At 60.7% G+C, this 15,888-nt stretch carries 19 protein-coding genes; 18 read left to right on the top strand and 1 reads right to left on the bottom strand.

Annotated features, from left to right (window positions below; genetic code table 11):
- Positions 1–71: 71 nt before the first annotated feature.
- Positions 72–827 (top strand): sulfite exporter TauE/SafE family protein, encoded by a 756-nt coding sequence (locus AC1965_RS04060; RefSeq protein WP_483886978.1) that lies wholly within the window; start codon positions 72–74, stop codon positions 825–827.
- Positions 828–928: 101 nt separating this feature from the next.
- Here the strand turns inward: AC1965_RS04060 and AC1965_RS04055 are convergent, their stop codons facing one another.
- Positions 929–1,261, bottom strand: a complete 333-nt coding sequence (locus AC1965_RS04055; protein ID WP_483886014.1) for a hypothetical protein — start codon at positions 1,259–1,261, stop codon at positions 929–931.
- A gap of 342 nt (positions 1,262–1,603) precedes the next feature.
- Between AC1965_RS04055 and AC1965_RS04050 the strand changes: the two genes are divergently transcribed.
- The 17 genes from AC1965_RS04050 (at position 1,604) to AC1965_RS03970 (ending at position 15,805) form a co-directional block, all read left to right on the top strand.
- Complete coding sequence (locus AC1965_RS04050; RefSeq protein ID WP_483886013.1) at positions 1,604–2,461, top strand: HpcH/HpaI aldolase/citrate lyase family protein; 858 nt, start codon at positions 1,604–1,606, stop codon at positions 2,459–2,461.
- Between the two features lie 4 nt (positions 2,462–2,465).
- Positions 2,466–3,023 carry an NnrU family protein gene (locus tag AC1965_RS04045; RefSeq protein ID WP_483886012.1) on the top strand — a complete coding sequence of 186 codons (558 nt, stop codon included), beginning with the start codon at positions 2,466–2,468 and terminating at the stop codon, positions 3,021–3,023.
- A 15-nt stretch (positions 3,024–3,038) separates the two neighbouring features.
- Complete coding sequence (locus AC1965_RS04040; RefSeq protein ID WP_483886011.1) at positions 3,039–3,242, top strand: DUF1737 domain-containing protein; 204 nt, start codon at positions 3,039–3,041, stop codon at positions 3,240–3,242.
- Positions 3,242–4,279 carry a MaoC family dehydratase gene (locus tag AC1965_RS04035; protein WP_483886010.1) on the top strand — a complete coding sequence of 346 codons (1,038 nt, stop codon included), beginning with the start codon at positions 3,242–3,244 and terminating at the stop codon, positions 4,277–4,279. Before AC1965_RS04040 ends, AC1965_RS04035 begins: the two co-directional genes overlap by 1 nt.
- Before the next feature lie 66 nt (positions 4,280–4,345).
- On the top strand, positions 4,346–5,086 hold the full coding sequence (locus AC1965_RS04030) for a helix-turn-helix domain-containing protein (RefSeq protein ID WP_483886009.1): 741 nt from the start codon (positions 4,346–4,348) through the stop codon (positions 5,084–5,086).
- Between the two features lie 72 nt (positions 5,087–5,158).
- A complete protein-coding gene (locus tag AC1965_RS04025; RefSeq protein ID WP_483886008.1) occupies positions 5,159–5,539 on the top strand; it encodes a VOC family protein in 381 nt (126 codons plus the stop codon).
- A 244-nt stretch (positions 5,540–5,783) separates the two neighbouring features.
- A complete protein-coding gene (gene sucC, locus AC1965_RS04020; RefSeq protein ID WP_483886007.1) occupies positions 5,784–6,977 on the top strand; it encodes an ADP-forming succinate--CoA ligase subunit beta in 1,194 nt (397 codons plus the stop codon).
- Positions 6,978–7,112: 135 nt separating this feature from the next.
- On the top strand, positions 7,113–7,409 hold the full coding sequence (locus tag AC1965_RS04015) for a hypothetical protein (protein ID WP_483886006.1): 297 nt from the start codon (positions 7,113–7,115) through the stop codon (positions 7,407–7,409).
- Complete coding sequence (locus tag AC1965_RS04010) at positions 7,409–7,909, top strand: hypothetical protein (RefSeq protein WP_483886005.1); 501 nt, start codon at positions 7,409–7,411, stop codon at positions 7,907–7,909. Before AC1965_RS04015 ends, AC1965_RS04010 begins: the two co-directional genes overlap by 1 nt.
- Positions 7,906–8,724, top strand: a complete 819-nt coding sequence (locus AC1965_RS04005; RefSeq protein ID WP_483886004.1) for a class I SAM-dependent methyltransferase — start codon at positions 7,906–7,908, stop codon at positions 8,722–8,724. The genes AC1965_RS04010 and AC1965_RS04005 overlap by 4 nt, the downstream gene beginning before the upstream one ends.
- Entirely contained in the window at positions 8,721–8,963 is a 243-nt protein-coding gene (locus tag AC1965_RS04000) for a hypothetical protein (protein WP_483886003.1), read from the top strand. Before AC1965_RS04005 ends, AC1965_RS04000 begins: the two co-directional genes overlap by 4 nt.
- A 63-nt stretch (positions 8,964–9,026) precedes the next feature.
- Complete coding sequence (gene sucD, locus AC1965_RS03995) at positions 9,027–9,914, top strand: succinate--CoA ligase subunit alpha (RefSeq protein ID WP_483886002.1); 888 nt, start codon at positions 9,027–9,029, stop codon at positions 9,912–9,914.
- A 242-nt stretch (positions 9,915–10,156) separates the two neighbouring features.
- Positions 10,157–13,117, top strand: coding sequence for a 2-oxoglutarate dehydrogenase E1 component (locus AC1965_RS03990; protein ID WP_483886001.1), 2,961 nt, complete (start codon positions 10,157–10,159; stop codon positions 13,115–13,117).
- 2 nt (positions 13,118–13,119) lie between these two features.
- Positions 13,120–14,691, top strand: a complete 1,572-nt coding sequence (gene odhB / locus AC1965_RS03985; protein WP_483886000.1) for a 2-oxoglutarate dehydrogenase complex dihydrolipoyllysine-residue succinyltransferase — start codon at positions 13,120–13,122, stop codon at positions 14,689–14,691.
- Positions 14,692–14,753: 62 nt separating this feature from the next.
- A complete protein-coding gene (locus tag AC1965_RS03980; RefSeq protein ID WP_483885999.1) occupies positions 14,754–15,137 on the top strand; it encodes an MAPEG family protein in 384 nt (127 codons plus the stop codon).
- 12 nt (positions 15,138–15,149) lie between these two features.
- On the top strand, positions 15,150–15,413 hold the full coding sequence (locus AC1965_RS03975; protein WP_483885998.1) for a hypothetical protein: 264 nt from the start codon (positions 15,150–15,152) through the stop codon (positions 15,411–15,413).
- Positions 15,410–15,805, top strand: a complete 396-nt coding sequence (locus AC1965_RS03970) for an MAPEG family protein (RefSeq protein WP_483885997.1) — start codon at positions 15,410–15,412, stop codon at positions 15,803–15,805. The genes AC1965_RS03975 and AC1965_RS03970 overlap by 4 nt, the downstream gene beginning before the upstream one ends.
- Positions 15,806–15,888: the final 83 nt, after the last annotated feature.

Here is a 15,888-nt window from a genome sequence, read left to right as displayed (position 1 = left end):
ATCACAACCCAGATTGCGGAGACTTGTTCCGACACATTTGCGAAAATTTTGGTGACGACATAAAATATGACATACTGACCCTCGATTGGACGTTCTTCCTGATCGCCGGACCCGCCGTTATTTTTGCCGGTATTTCCAAGGCCGGTTTCGGCTCAGGCGCTGCCTTTGCCTCGGCCACGGCACTGGCATTGGTTGTCGAACCGGGGCTTGCGCTTGGGGTCATGTTGCCGTTGCTCATGCTGATCGACGCGGCGACGCTGAAACCCTATTGGCGCAAATGGGGCACACGCGAAACCTGGCTCCTGACACTTGGCGGCCTGCCCGGCGTGGCCATGGGGGCGGCACTCTACCGCGTTGCCTCGCCTGATGTGCTGCGGCTGCTGATCGGCGCGATATCAGTGGGCTTTGTGGTCTGGCAACTTTGCCTGCGGCGCGGATGGCTGCGCCCCGGCTCAAGGCCCATGCCCGAATGGGGGGCCGCGTTAATCGGTGTCGGCGTCGGTTTTACCAGCTTCGTTAGCCACGCGGGCGGACCACTTGCCGCGGTTTATCTTCTGGGCCGCAACCTCGGTAAAACCGGGTTTCAGGCGACCACCGTGCTGGTGTTCTGGATACTGAACATTGCCAAATTCATTCCCTATGCCGTTCTGGGCATGTTCACTTGGGAAACGGCACAGGCCAATCTTGTGCTGGCTCCCTTTGCGCTGCTGGGTGCATGGCTTGGCGTGCGCGCCCATCATCTCGTGCCGGAGCGGGTGTTCTTTGCGCTGACCTACATATTGCTGTTGATCACCGGCGGCAAACTGATCTGGGATGGGGTGACCTAGGGGTCGGCCCCAGTCAGGTGCGAGCACGCAAAAAGGGCTGCCCTCAGACAGCCCCGTTCTCGTACATCATCAGGCGTGGCGCCCGTCAGGCGTTGTTGCCGTCAGGCGTCGTTGCCCTTGGCGGGCAATGCCTCGGCCAATTCTTCAAACGCCTGTCCCGATGCCACCAGACAGGTAATGCCGTTGGGTCGCGTGACGGTAATCGTCCAACTGCCAGTCTCAGCAGAGGCGAATACCTCAACCACCGCGTTATTTGCCCCCAAACCGATCGACTGGCGCGTTTCGCCATAGCCATCAGCCAGCCGCGTGACGACTGCCTCGCGCGGGCCGCAATTGCGCGGATTCTCGGCCGCTACGTTTGTGGTCGTGGCCAGCAACAGCGCCGCAGCGGCGCTCAGCACCACAAAGTGAAAAATCTTGACTGTGCGTTTCATAGCTTCTTGCCTTCATTCAAAAGACGTCGCCCTGGGATCAACTGGCAGGCCGGGATTTTCCCGATGTGATCCGGGCAGCCCCGGTTAAAACGAATGTCCCGATCTCTCTTTTCGCATTCTATCCTGGCCCTGCCGTAACGGCCCTCCGAGAGGATGTGACCGCTACAGATTGCAACGCAGGTTTGAAATATAGGTTAACGCGGCGCACGATGACTGTTGCATTTGATATTTGCTGCACCGCGGCACGTTTGCCCTTGAACTTTTCAGACAAAAATGCCCCCTTATGCGCAACAATCTTAGTGCTCGGGTCTTGCCCGCGCCCATACGCTGTCGGAGCCACCTATGCCCCCCTTTATCCGCCCCCTGCGATCGGTCCTCTATATCCCGGCCTCAAAGCCCCGCGCCCTCGACAAGGCCCGCGGCCTGTCCTGCGACGCGATCATCTTTGACCTCGAGGATGCGGTCACCCCGGATGAAAAAGTCTCAGCCCGTACAACTCTGGCTGAGGCACTGGATCAGGGCGGCTATGGTGCGCGGCTGCGGGTGATCCGCATTAACGGGCTGGATACCGAATGGGGCAAAGAAGACGCCCGCGCTGCCGCCGCAATGCACCCCGATGCGATCTTGCTACCCAAGGTCAGCAGCCCTGCCGATCTTGATGCGCTGGCCGAAATCACCGGTGACATCCCGCTTTGGGCCATGATGGAAACCCCTGGTGCCATGCTGAACGCCGCTGCCATCGCAGGTCACCAGCGGTTGCAGGCCATGGTCATGGGCACCAACGATCTGGCCAAAGACCTGCAAACCCGCCACCGCGCCGACCGCCTGCCCCTTATAACCGGGTTGGGCCTGTGCCTGCTCGCGGCCAAGGCGCATGGGGTGGCGATTGTCGATGGTGTCTACAATGCCTTCAAGGACGACGACGGGCTGCGCATCGAATGTGAACAGGGCCGCGATATGGGCTTTGATGGCAAAACACTGATCCACCCGGCCCAGCTCGATGTCGCCAACGCCGCCTTTTCCCCCTCAGACGAAGAAGCCGCTCTGGCCCGCCGCCAGATTGACGCATTCGATGCCGCACAGGCGGCAGGGCAAGGGGTTGCCGTCGTCGATGGGCGGATTGTTGAAAATCTACATGTTGCCACCGCGCGTGAAACACTGGCAAGACTGGACGCAATATCAGCCCTGAACGCGGAGTAACGCAATGACCCTTCTGATCCTCGGCCTCATCCTGTGGGTTGCCGCCCACTACTTTAAACGCCTGATGCCCGCACAGCGCGCCGCAATGGGCGATGCGGGCCGTGGCCTTGTCGCCGTTGTGCTCGTGGTGGCGCTTGGGCTGATTATCTGGGGCTACCGTGTGGCCGACTTTATCCCGGTCTGGAACCCGCCGCTGTTCCTGACGCACCTTAACAACCTGCTTATGCTTCTGGCGTTCTGGGTCTTTGGTTCAAGTGCTGCCAAGGGGGCCAAGGCATGGCCTGCTTACAAAACCCGCCACCCGCAATTGCTGGCAGTGAAAATCTGGGCCACGGCGCACCTGCTGGTGAACGGTGATCTGGCGTCGATACTGCTGTTTGGCACGATTTTGGGCTGGGCCGTTGGGTCCGTCATCTTGATCAATCGGGCCGAACCACATTGGACCGCGCCTGCCCATGCAGGCCGCGCCACCTACATCCGGCTCGCCGTGATCTCTGCCGTGCTTTTTGCCATTGTCGCCGCCATCCACCTGTGGCTTGGCGTGTCTCCCTTCCCTTCCTGATCGCCTGAGGCTGTTATGATTTTATATCGTTTTCTGTCCGAAGAAGACACTTCCGCGTTCTGCCACAAGGTCACCGATGCCGTGAACAAAGGTTGGGCGCTGCACGGGTCTCCCACTCAGACATGGGATCACAGCGCAGGTGTGATGCGCTGCGGTCAGGCCGTCACCAAAGAGGTCGACGGCACATATACCCCTGACACCAAACTGGGGGCGCATTGATGCGGCCGTCCAAAACCAACAAGGGTCGCTTCTTCGAAGACTACGCCGTGGGCGACACCTTGCACCACGCGGTGCCGCGCACTGTATCGGGCGGTGAACGCGCGCTCTATCACATGCTCTACCCGGCCCGTCACGCGCTGCATTCATCAGACCAATTCGCACAGACCTGCGGCCTACCCGCCAGCCCCCTCGACGATCTGGCGGTATTTCACATTGTCTTTGGCAAAACCGTGCCCGACGTATCGCTGAACGCTGTGGCGAACCTTGGCTATGCCCAGGGTCGCTGGGGCGTGCCTGTCTATCCCGGCGACACCCTGCGCAGCCAATCCGAGGTGATCGGCCTCAAGGAAAATTCGAACGGTAAGACCGGCGTTGTCTATGTGCGCACCACCGGGCTGAACCAGCGCGACGAGACGGTGCTGGAATACATACGCTGGGTCATGGTCCGCAAAGGCGACGTCGATGCCGCCGCGCCCAAACCCGTCGTTCCCGATCTGACCGGCGCGCTAAGCGTCGGGCAATTGCGCATCCCCGACGGCCTCGACTTTGGCGCCTATGATTTCACACTGGCGGGCGAACCGCACCGCTGGGGCGATTACACCATCGGCGAACAGATTGACCATATTGACGGTGTCACCGTGGAAGAGGCCGAACACATGCTGGCCACCCGCCTTTGGCAGAACACCGCCAAGGTGCATTTCGACACCTCCGCTCGCCCCGATGGCAGCCGCCTGATCTACGGCGGCCACGTGATTTCAATGGCGCGCGCGCTGTCGTTCAACGGGCTGGCCAACGCTCAGATGATCGTCGGATTGAACGGCGGCGCCCATGCCAATCCCTGCCTTGCCGGTGACACGATCCGCGCCTGGTCAGAAGTGCTGGACAAGGCCGAAACCACAGCCCCCGGCATCGGCGCCATCCGCCTGCGGCTGGTCGCCACCAAGGGCGGCGATCCGTTCGACCTGCGCGGTGCGGACGGCAAATATCAGCCCCATGTGCTGCTGGATCTGGATTATTGGGCCTTGATGCCCCTGTAACCGCCCCGCAGGCTGGCCCGGAACCATCGCGGGCCAGCCTCAGCGCAGCGTCAGGAAGGCCCGCAGATGTACGAACCCACAGGCAACAGCAAGGATCGAACGGTCGACGCCATCGCCTTTACCGAAGCGGAACCGCCAGAGGCCCTGCGCGCCGTTGTGCATCGTTTCCTTGAGATCAAAACGACCGCGCCATTGCAGCAGGACTACCGATTTCACGCCCTGCCTGACGCCTGCACCTATATCGTGCTGGATCAGCTTAACCCTCTCGTGGCCGGCCCGACCAGACTGCGCGCCACCTCAGAAGAGCTTAATCTCGGCAAACGCTTTCACTACGTCAATATCCGTTTCCTGCCCGGCGTCTGGCAACTGCACCGTGCGCCCGTGGGGTACGGCATGGTCGAGACCGCCTATCGGGGTGATCTGGCCCTCTTGGCACTGAACCAGCAGATTGCCGGTGCAGATTTTGCCGCACAGCAGTCAGCGCTAACTGACTTCGTACACAAACTGGTTGCGCATGAACTTGTCGTTGCAAACCCTGTTACCGAAAAGATTTTTCAGCACCTCGATGATATTCATTCGGTCGCGGATATGGCCGAGATCGCGCAGATTTCCGCCCGTCAGTTACAGCGCACACTCAAGGCCACGACCGGCTTTACCCCGCATGATTTCCTCAAGGTCCTGCGCCTGCAGCAGTCTCTGCGCGGTGAACCGTCACTGTCATATGCCGACCAGTCCCACTTCATCCATTCGTTTCGCAAGGCCACCGGATACACCCCGGGCCAGTTTTCGCGGAAATTCGATGTCTGAAATCTACAATACCCGCGCATAGGGGGCCGCTAAACCGGTGTCATGAACGAAATGACACACAGGAATGGATGAATGTCCCAAATGAACGCCGTCGCATGGTTTGATATCTTCGTAGATGACCTCGCCCGAGCCACTGAGTTTTATGAAACCGTCCTCGACCGCAAGCTTGAGGCCATGGGCGACCCCACCGGCGATACCCAGATGATGAGCTTTCCCGCCGACATGAACAGCTATGGCGCCGCGGGTGCGCTGACCAAATCACCCCACGGCGCACCAGGTATCGGCGGCACCATCATCTACTTTGCGGTTCACGACTGCGCCGCAGAACAGGCGCGTGTCGAACATGCGGGCGGCAAGGTCATCCGGCCCAAGTTTTCCATCGGCGAATTTGGCTGGGTCGCCTTATGTATGGACAGCGAGGGCAATATGTTCGGCCTCAACTCAATAAAATAGCCCCCCGCGTCGTAGGTGCTGCCTGTCCCAACCCCGCAAATAACACATAACATTTTGGAATCACTCCCGGCAAAACCTGAAACATCGCCAGACTGCAAATTTTGTGATCACACGTATTTGCCGTGTGATCACAAATGTCGCTTTTAGCTGGCCAAACCTATGTTTCTCAGAAAAACTGTTTACCGAGCCGTAAGACTCACTCGCATACTGCGGGTTGACTGGAACAGAAACGGGACCGTTTTTCATGAACATCCACGAATATCAGGCGAAAGCCCTCCTGCGCAGCTATGGTGCGCCCGTGTCCGATGGCCGCGTTGTGCTAAAGGCCGAAGACGCGAAAAACGCCGCTGGCGAAATGGACGGGCCGCTTTGGGTGGTCAAGGCACAGATCCACGCAGGTGGCCGTGGCAAGGGCAGCTTCAAAGAAGCGGATGCTGGCGACAAAGGCGGCGTGCGTCTGACCAAATCGGTTGAAGAAGCCGCGCAAGAAGCCAAAAAAATGCTGGGCCGCACGCTGGTCACGCATCAGACCGGCCCTGCGGGCAAACAGGTCAACCGCATCTACATCGAAGACGGTTCCGGCATCGAGACTGAACTTTACCTCGCCCTGCTGGTCGATCGCCAGACCAGTCGCGTTTCGTTCGTGTGCTCGACCGAAGGCGGTATGGACATCGAAGAGGTTGCTGCATCGACCCCCGAAAAGATCCTGTCTTTCTCCGTCGATCCGGCCACCGGCTATCAGGCGTTCCACGGTCGTCGCATTGCGTTTTCGCTTGGCCTTGAGGGCAAGCAGACCAAGCAGTGCGTCACGCTGATGGGTCAACTTTACAAAGCCTTCATGGACAAAGACATGGAGATGCTGGAAATCAACCCGCTGATCGTCACCGACGGCGGCGACCTCAAGGTCCTCGACGCCAAGGTCAGCTTTGATGGCAACGCGATCTACCGCCACGCCGATATCGCCGAACTGCGCGACACCACCGAAGAAGACCCCAAGGAACTCGAAGCGTCCAAATACGACCTGAACTACATCGCGCTGGACGGCGAGATTGGCTGCATGGTCAACGGTGCGGGCCTTGCGATGGCGACGATGGACATCATCAAGCTTTATGGTGCCGAACCTGCCAACTTCCTCGACGTGGGCGGTGGTGCGACCAAGGAAAAGGTTACCGAGGCGTTCAAGATCATCACCTCCGACCCGCAGGTCAAAGGCATTCTGGTCAACATCTTCGGCGGCATCATGCGCTGCGACGTCATCGCGGAAGGCGTTGTTGCGGCGGTAAAGGAAGTCGGTCTGAAAGTGCCGCTGGTTGTGCGCCTGGAAGGCACCAAGGTGGAAGAAGGCAAGAAGATCATCAACGAAAGTGGTCTCGACGTGATCGCGGCGGACAACCTCAAGGATGGCGCCGAAAAGATCGTGAAAGCTGTGAAGGGGTGATTGCCTTCCCGACATCTTTGATGTCGGCAAACGCTCCTTTGGGGCGTTTGGGGCAAACAGGGCGGGGCCACGAAGGGTGCATCTTGGCACTTTTCGGGCTCCGCGCATCCCTGTCTGGCGCATCGTAAGGAACGCATGATGGATGACTCCCCACAATCCTCGCCTGTTCTCGCGGGCATCGTGCTTCTTGGTGCCGGGCTGTTGATCCGCCAGTGGCAGCCCGATCTGCTGCGCCTTCCAGAGCCCGACAATCACACCCGCCGCGACCGTGGCCTGCGCCGCGCCGCACGCAAATCGCGTGACGGATTGGCGGGGCTGCTGCCGTCCAACCTGACCGGCTCCATTTCGCGGACCCTGATGATCATGGGGGCCGGGCTAATAACCCTGCGCGCCCTCGACCTGCTTGTTGACGAAGACGAGGCGCTGTTCTGATGCGTGTCGTGCCGCCCCTTCTCGTGGCCTGCGCCCTTGGCGCACCCGCCTTTGGCGGCTCGGCAGAGGCGGCTATTGCTGCGTTCAACACCTGGTGCTTCAAGGCTGGCCAGACCGAGGCACAGGCCCGCGACAACATAGGCGCCGACACCGCTCCTTTTACCCTCACATTCTGGGACGACAGCCTTGAGCCGCGCCCCGCCAATGCCCCACGCGGCGTTGAGCGGCGCTGCGAAGTGGGTTTTGACGGCGATCACACCCCCGCCGCCATCGCCGCCCTGCACGACCAGATGGCGACGCCGCCGGTCTTTGGCCACGCCATCGCCCTACCCGACACCCACACCGCCCTGCCCGGCACCGCGTTTTTGCAGGGTCGTGAATTGCTGCGCGGCCGTGTCGCGGTTGTGCATGTCGGCACCCGCGATACAGACGGCACAAGACAGACATTCATGGCCATTGACCGGCTCTATGATGGGCTGGGCCTTGAGGTGCAACAATGACATCGCCCCATGCCTCTCAGCCCCTGCAGGACGGCCTGCGCGCTTGCCCCAGCTGTTCGTGCACCGAGGCAACCCCGCTGCCGCAGTATGCGCCGCAGCCCTGGCTGCTTGGCCAATGCACCGCCTGCACCATGACCTACCTGCGCAACCCACCCGCCTATGAGGTGTTGCAGGACGATCTGGCCTGGGAAAAAACCTATACCGCGAAAAAGGCTGCCTCGAAGGGATCGACAGTTTTCAGTCCGCTTGCCCGCCGGTTGCGCAACCGCCTGGGCATGTACCGTGACAAAACCAAATCCTTTCGCCGCTGGTTCAATGACGGCCATGTACTGGACGTCGGCTGTGGCTGGGGCCAGCGGATCACCGCGCCGATGACACCCTACGGAATCGAATTGTCCGACGAATTGCACGCTATCGCCGATGCGCGTATGCGGCAGGCGGGCGGGCGATGTCAGCACGGCGCGGGCGCCGAAGCGATATGGACGTTTCCCAAGGAAACCTTCGATGGCATCGTGATGTTTTCCTACCTCGAACATGAAACCAACGTCATGTCGGTGCTGCGCGGGGCGCATCGCGCGCTCAAGGATCAGGGCCGCGTGTTCATTCGCGTGCCAAACTTCGGTTCGCTCAACCGCCGGGTGATCGGCGCCAAATGGTGCGGCTTTCGCCACCCGGATCACGTCAATTATTTCACCCTGAATACCCTGCGTGACACCTGTGCCCGCGCCGGGTTTTCGACCCGCCTGATCAACCGCGTGACGTTGCCGGTTGATGACAATATTTCGGTTTTGATAGAAAAGGCTGCTCCTTCATGACGCATTTCCTCTCTTCCTCCGCTTCCCTACGGCTTTGTGCCGCGCTCTTCCTCGCGGCCGGGCTGTCTGCCTGTGGCGGCGGCTATGCGCCCGTACGCCCCGGCCCTCAGGCCGTCCACCCCAGCCCATCGGCCTTTGCGCAGTCGCCTAGCGGCGTTGTCGCGCCCTGTGGCACCCAAGGTACACAAGCCTGCCACATCCCGAACCCCGCAGACGGGTCCGCACCAATCATCGACTGATCTGCGCCTGCGCAGACCGGTCCCCGCCACGTAAATAATGAATAAACAAAGGAGACGCCTCACATGGCCGTACTCATCGACGAAAACACCAAAGTCATCTGCCAGGGCCTGACCGGCTCGCAAGGGACGTTCCACACCGAACAGGCCATCGCCTATGGCACCAAAATGGTCGGCGGCGTGACCCCCGGCAAAGGCGGGCAGACGCACCTGAACCTGCCGGTGTTCAACTCCGTTCACGAAGCAAAACACGTCACCGAAGCAAATGCGTCGGTCATCTACGTGCCGCCCCCCTTCGCCGCGGATTCGATCCTCGAGGCGATCGACGCCGAGATGGAACTGATCGTCTGCATCACAGAAGGCATCCCGGTGCTTGACATGATGCGCGTACAGCGTGCGCTCGAAGGGTCCAAGTCGCGCCTGATCGGCCCCAACTGCCCCGGCGTGATCACACCTGATGCCTGCAAAATCGGCATCATGCCCGGCCATATCCACCGCCGCGGTACCGTTGGCGTTGTGTCGCGCTCCGGCACGCTGACCTATGAGGCGGTGAAACAAACCTCTGATCTGGGTCTGGGCCAGTCCACAGCCGTGGGCATCGGCGGCGACCCGATCAAAGGGACCGAACATATCGACGTGCTGGAAATGTTCCTGGCCGACCCCGAAACCACCTCGATCATCATGATCGGTGAAATCGGCGGCTCTGCCGAAGAAGAAGCCGCACAGTTCCTGGCCGACGAAAAGAAAAAAGGCCGCTGGAAACCCACCGCTGGCTTCATTGCGGGCCGCACCGCCCCTCCCGGCCGCCGCATGGGCCACGCGGGCGCCATCGTTGCCGGTGGCAAGGGCGACGCCGAAAGCAAGATCAACGCGATGCGCGAAGCCGGTATTGTGGTGGCAGACAGCCCCGCCACACTTGGCGAAGCGGTTCAGGAAGCGATCGACAAAGGCTGATATGCGCCACGCCCGGACATATACATATATGAGTCCCTCTCGACCGCACGCGGTCGGGCGATACTCTGCCCTGCGTCCGGGCGAACACCCCTGCCAGCGGCCACATTATGTGGCCCCCCGGCGCCCCCCTCGACCAAAAACCGTTGCGGGACGGTTGATACACCCGCAGCCTTCTTAGCCGCGCTGCACATCCTACGGCGACAAACAGACCCCGCGCCCACATCACCTGCTGAGGTACTCTCATGACCGACCAACCCGCCAACGAACAGTTTCACGCCTCGTCCTTCATGGAGGGCGAAAATGCGGACTACCTTGAGGCGATGTATGCCCGCTATGCCAACGACCCCTCGGCGGTCGATGACGCATGGGCTGCCTTTTTTGCCGCAATGGGCGACGACGCCGAAACCGCTCAGGCCGAAGCGGCCGGCCCGTCCTGGGCGCGCCGCGACTGGCCCCCAGCACCAACAGGCGATGTCATGGGTGCGCTAACCGGCGTCTGGCCCGAACCCGAAGAAGCCGCCGCAGCAGGCAACAAGATCAAGGCCAAGGCCGCCGAGAAGGGCGTCGAGATTACCGATGCCTCGGTCAAGCAGGCCGTACTCGACAGTATCCGCGCGCTGATGCTGATCCGCGCCTACCGTATCCGCGGCCACCTCGCCGCAGATCTGGACCCGCTGGGTATGCGCGAGACCGGCGAACAACCCGAACTTGACCCTGCATCGTACGGCTTTACCGCCGCCGACATGGACCGGCCGATCTTTATCGACAATGTGCTGGGCCTCGAAGTGGCGACGATGAAGCAGATCGTGGATATCGTGAAGCGCACCTATTGCGGCACATTTGCGCTGCAATACATGCACATCTCCGACCCCGAGCAGGCAGGCTGGCTCAAGGAACGGATCGAAGGCTACGGCAAGGAAATCGCCTTTACCAAGGAAGGCCGCAAGGCGATCTTGGGCAAACTGGTCGAGGCCGAAGGCTTTGAGAAGTTCCTACACGTTAAATACATGGGCACTAAACGCTTTGGCCTCGATGGCGGCGAAAGCCTGGTGCCCGCGATGGAACAGATCATCAAACGTGGCGGCTCCCTTGGCGTGCGCGACATCGTCATCGGCATGCCCCACCGGGGCCGCCTTTCGGTGCTCGCCAACGTCATGCAAAAACCCTACCGCGCGATCTTTAACGAATTTCAGGGCGGCAGCTTTAAGCCCGAAGACGTCGATGGCTCGGGCGATGTGAAATACCACCTCGGCGCGTCGTCGGACCGTGAATTTGACGGCAACAGTGTCCACCTGTCACTGACGGCAAACCCGTCCCACCTTGAGGCAGTGAACCCCGTGGTGATTGGCAAAGTGCGCGCCAAGCAGGATCAGTTGAACGACCGCGACCGCACAGCCGTTATGCCGATCCTGCTGCACGGCGATGCCGCGTTCGCAGGTCAGGGCGTGGTGGCCGAATGTTTCGCCCTGTCGGGCCTCAAGGGGCACAAGACCGGCGGCACCATGCACATCGTGGTGAACAACCAGATCGGCTTTACCACCGCACCGCATTTCTCGCGCTCTTCTCCCTATCCCACCGACAACGCGCTGGTGGTCGAGGCACCGATCTTTCACGTCAACGGCGACGATCCCGAAGCGGTCGTTCACGCCGCCCGCGTCGCGACCGAGTTCCGTCAAAAATTCCACAAGGACGTGGTGATCGATCTGATCTGCTACCGCCGCTTTGGTCACAACGAAGGCGACGAGCCGATGTTCACCAACCCGGTGATGTACAAAAAGATCAAAAAGCAGAAAACCACGCTAACCCTGTACACCGAACGACTGGTCAAGGACGGTCTGATCCCCGAAGGCGAGATCGAAGACATGAAGGCCGCGTTCCAGAAGCACTTGGGCGAAGAGTTTGAGGCGGGCAAGGACTATCGCCCCAACAAGGCGGACTGGCTGGATGGCAAGTGGTCCCACCTCGACAAGCAGAACAAGAAATACCAGCGCGGCAAAACCGCGATTTCCAAGGAGACGATGGCCGAAGTCGGCAAGGCGCTGGTCACTCCGCCGGAAAAATTTCCGCTGCACAAGACCATTGGCCGCCTGATCGAAGCCAAGGCCGACATGTTCGAAAACGGCGCCGGATTTGATTGGGCCACCGCCGAGGCGCTGGCGTTCGGTTCCCTGCTGACCGAAGGCTACAAGGTGCGCCTGTCCGGTCAGGACAGCACCCGCGGCACCTTCAGCCAACGCCACTCGGCCTTCATCAACCAAGAGAACGAAGACCGCTATTACCCCCTGAACCACATCCGCGAAGGGCAGGCCGAATACGAAGTCATCGACTCCATGCTGAGCGAATATGCCGTGCTGGGGTTCGAATACGGCTATTCGCTGGCCGAACCCAACGCGCTGACGCTCTGGGAAGCGCAGTTTGGCGATTTCGCCAACGGCGCGCAGATCATGTTCGATCAATTCATCTCAAGCGGTGAATCGAAATGGCTGCGCATGTCCGGTCTCGTCTGCCTGATGCCCCATGGCTACGAGGGCCAGGGCCCCGAACACTCCTCCGCGCGCCTGGAACGCTTTCTTACCATGTGCGGTGGCGACAACTGGATCGTGGCCAACTGCACCACGCCTGCCAACTACTTCCACATCCTGCGCCGCCAGTTGCACCGCAGCTACCGCAAACCGCTGATGCTGATGACGCCCAAATCCCTGCTGCGCCACAAACTGGCCGTCAGCCGGGCCGAGGAATTTACCACCGGTAGCAGTTTCCACCGGGTGCTGTGGGATGACGCCCAGCACGGCAATTCCGACACCAAACTGGTGGCAGATGACAAGATCAAGCGCGTGGTCATGTGTTCGGGCAAGGTCTACTTTGACCTGCTCGAAGAACGCGATGCGCGCGGCATCGACGATGTCTATTTGCTGCGCTTCGAACAATTCTATCCCTTCCCCGCACAATCCGCGGTCAAGGAATTGGAACGCTTCAAAGGCGCCGAAATGGTCTGGTGCCAGGAAGAACCCAAGAACCAAGGCGCCTGGTCGTTCATCGAACCCAATATCGAATGGGTTCTGGGCCGGATCAAAGCCAAACACGGTCGCGCCGACTATGCCGGTCGCGCCACCGCTGCCTCGCCCGCAACCGGGCTGGCATCCATGCACAAATCACAACAAGCAGCCCTCATCGACGACGCGCTGACAGTTAAAGGAAAATAACCATGACAAGCGAAGTACGCGTGCCCACCCTGGGCGAATCCGTGACCGAAGCCACCGTTGCCACATGGTTCAAGAAACCCGGCGATACAGTCGCCGTTGATGAAATGCTCTGCGAGCTGGAAACCGACAAGGTCACCGTCGAAGTGCCCAGCCCCGTGGCTGGCACGCTCAGCGAAATCGTCGCCGCCGAAGGCGAGACCGTGGGGGTCGACGCCCTGCTCGCCAATATCTCCGAAGGCGACGCAGGCAGCAAATCCACGAAAAGCGACAAGACATCCGCAAGCGACGCAGGCAGCGCGCACAAGGCCAAAGAAGCAGGCCCCGAAGACACCAAAGAGCGCGACAGCGGCAATGGCGGCGGCGGCGACGCTGTCGACGTCATGGTGCCGACCCTCGGCGAAAGCGTGTCCGAAGCCACCGTCAGCACATGGTTCAAAAAGGTCGGCGATACCGTCGCGCAGGATGAAATGCTGTGCGAATTGGAAACCGACAAAGTCAGCGTCGAAGTGCCCAGCCCCGCCGCCGGCACCCTTACCGAAATCCTCGCCGAAGAGGGCAGCACCGTCGAGGCATCGGCGAAACTGGCCGTGATTTCCTCCGGCGACGGCGCCGCCGCCCCCGCCAGCAGCGACAAGGGTGACGACAAAGCAGCACCCGCCAGCAGCGGCTCGAGCAAAGATGTCGAAGACGCGCCATCGGCCAAAAAGGCCATGGCCGAAGCAGGCATCAGCCGCGATCAGGTCACCGGCTCGGGCCGCGATGGCCGCGTGATGAAAGAAGATGTGGCCAAAGCCATTGCCGCAGGCACCTCTGCCGCGCCCAAGCAGGACGCAAAACCTGCCGCACCGCGCCCCGCCTCCGCTGCCGATGACGCCGCGCGCGAAGAACGGGTCAAGATGACACGCCTCAAACAGACCATGGCACGCCGCCTGAAAGAGGCACAGAACACCGCTGCGATCCTGACCACCTTTAACGAGGTCGACATGACCGAGGTGATGGGCATCCGCAACCAATACAAAGAAGCGTTCGAAAAGAAACACGGCGTGCGCATGGGCTTTATGTCCTTCTTCACCAAGGCCTGCTGCCACGCGCTGAAAGAGATCCCCGAGGTCAACGCCGAGATCGACGGGACCGACGTGATCTACAAGAACTACGTCCACATGGGCGTTGCCGCCGGCACACCCACCGGCCTCGTCGTGCCGGTGATCAAGGACGCGGATGCGATGTCCTTTGCCGAAATCGAAAAGGCCGTTAACGCCATGGGCAAAAAAGCCCGCGATGGCAAACTGACCATGGCCGACATGACGGGCGGCACTTTCACCATCTCCAACGGCGGCGTCTACGGCTCGCTGATGACCGCCCCGATCCTGAACCCACCACAGTCCGGCATCCTTGGCATGGCGAAAATTCAAGACCGCGCGATGGTCGTGGGCGGCGAGATCGTGATCCGCCCGATGATGTATATCTCGCTTAGCTATGACCACCGGATCATCGACGGCAAAGGCGCTGTGACATTCCTCGTCCGCGTCAAAGAGATGCTCGAAGATCCACGCCGCTTGTTGATGGATCTGTGATAGGCTGGGGCGGGGGAAACCCCGCCCCGTCACTTTAATCACCGCCGAGAAGGACCGCCCCAATGACCGAAACAACCATTCTCGCAGCCTATGGCCTTTTGGTCATGCTCACCATCCTGCTGCAAGTGCTGGGCGCGATGACCCAGCTTTCCATGGGCTACCTGATTTCCAGCCGGGACGAGACCCGCAGCACCACGGGCATGACCGCCCGCCTTGGCCGCGCGCTGGATAACTCCGTCGTGGCGCTGGCACTTTTCGCCCCCGCCATTCTGATCCTCGTGGCATTGGGCCGCACCACCGACGCCTCGCTGCTCGCCGCGCAGGTGTTCTTGCTGGCACGCATCATCTATCTGCCGCTTTACATTTTTGGGATCCCGGCGCTGCGCACGCTGACTTGGCTGATCGGCTTTGCCGCAACTGCCATCCTTTACCTTCTCGCGCTCTGAAAGGGCATTCCAATGCAGATGATCTGCCACTACGAAGTCACCGATTTCACCGCGTGGAAAACCGCCTTTGACGCCGACGCTGAATCGCGCCGCGATGCGGGGCTAAGCGTGCTGCAAGTCTGGAAAGACGCCAGCAGCAACACGCACGCCTTCTTTCTTGCCACAGTCAATGACCGTGCCAAGGCACAGACCTGGCTCGACCGTTCTGCCGCCCTTGCCAGTGATGACAAGGCCACCGTTACCAGTGCCTCGGCCTATTTCCTCGAAACCGCATGAGCCCGGAACTCACCGTTCTCACCCTTGCTGCCCTTCTACAAGCTGTGCAGTTTCTGGCCTATGCCATCCCCGCCAACCGCGAGGTCGGCCCCGGCTACACCATGTCCGCACGCGACCGCGACCCTAGCCGCCCAATGTCCGAGCGTACCGCGCGGCTGGGGCGGGCCTTTGACAACCATTTCGAGGGGCTGATCCTTTTTGGCATCGCTGTGGGCGTCACCCAGATGTCGGGCCAGAACTCCGGCTTTACCGCTGTCTGTGCCTGGATCTACCTGATCGCCCGCATCGCCTATGTCCCCGCCTATGCAATGGGCCTGCGCCCGCACCGCTCGCTGATCTGGTGTGTGGGGTTTTTTGCCACTGTTCTAATCCTGATCGCGGCCCTTTTCTGATTTCACCCTTTCACTTATACGCAACAGGGGCAGGCGCTTGCGCCGGGGCACAGCGCCCCCTACCCTGCCCCCAACTCAAGACT

The sequence above is a fragment of the Sulfitobacter sp. KMM 9851 genome (assembly GCF_057178245.1).
The sequence above is the reverse complement of the archived record's forward strand: the minus strand, read 5'-3'. Positions and strand labels throughout refer to the sequence as shown.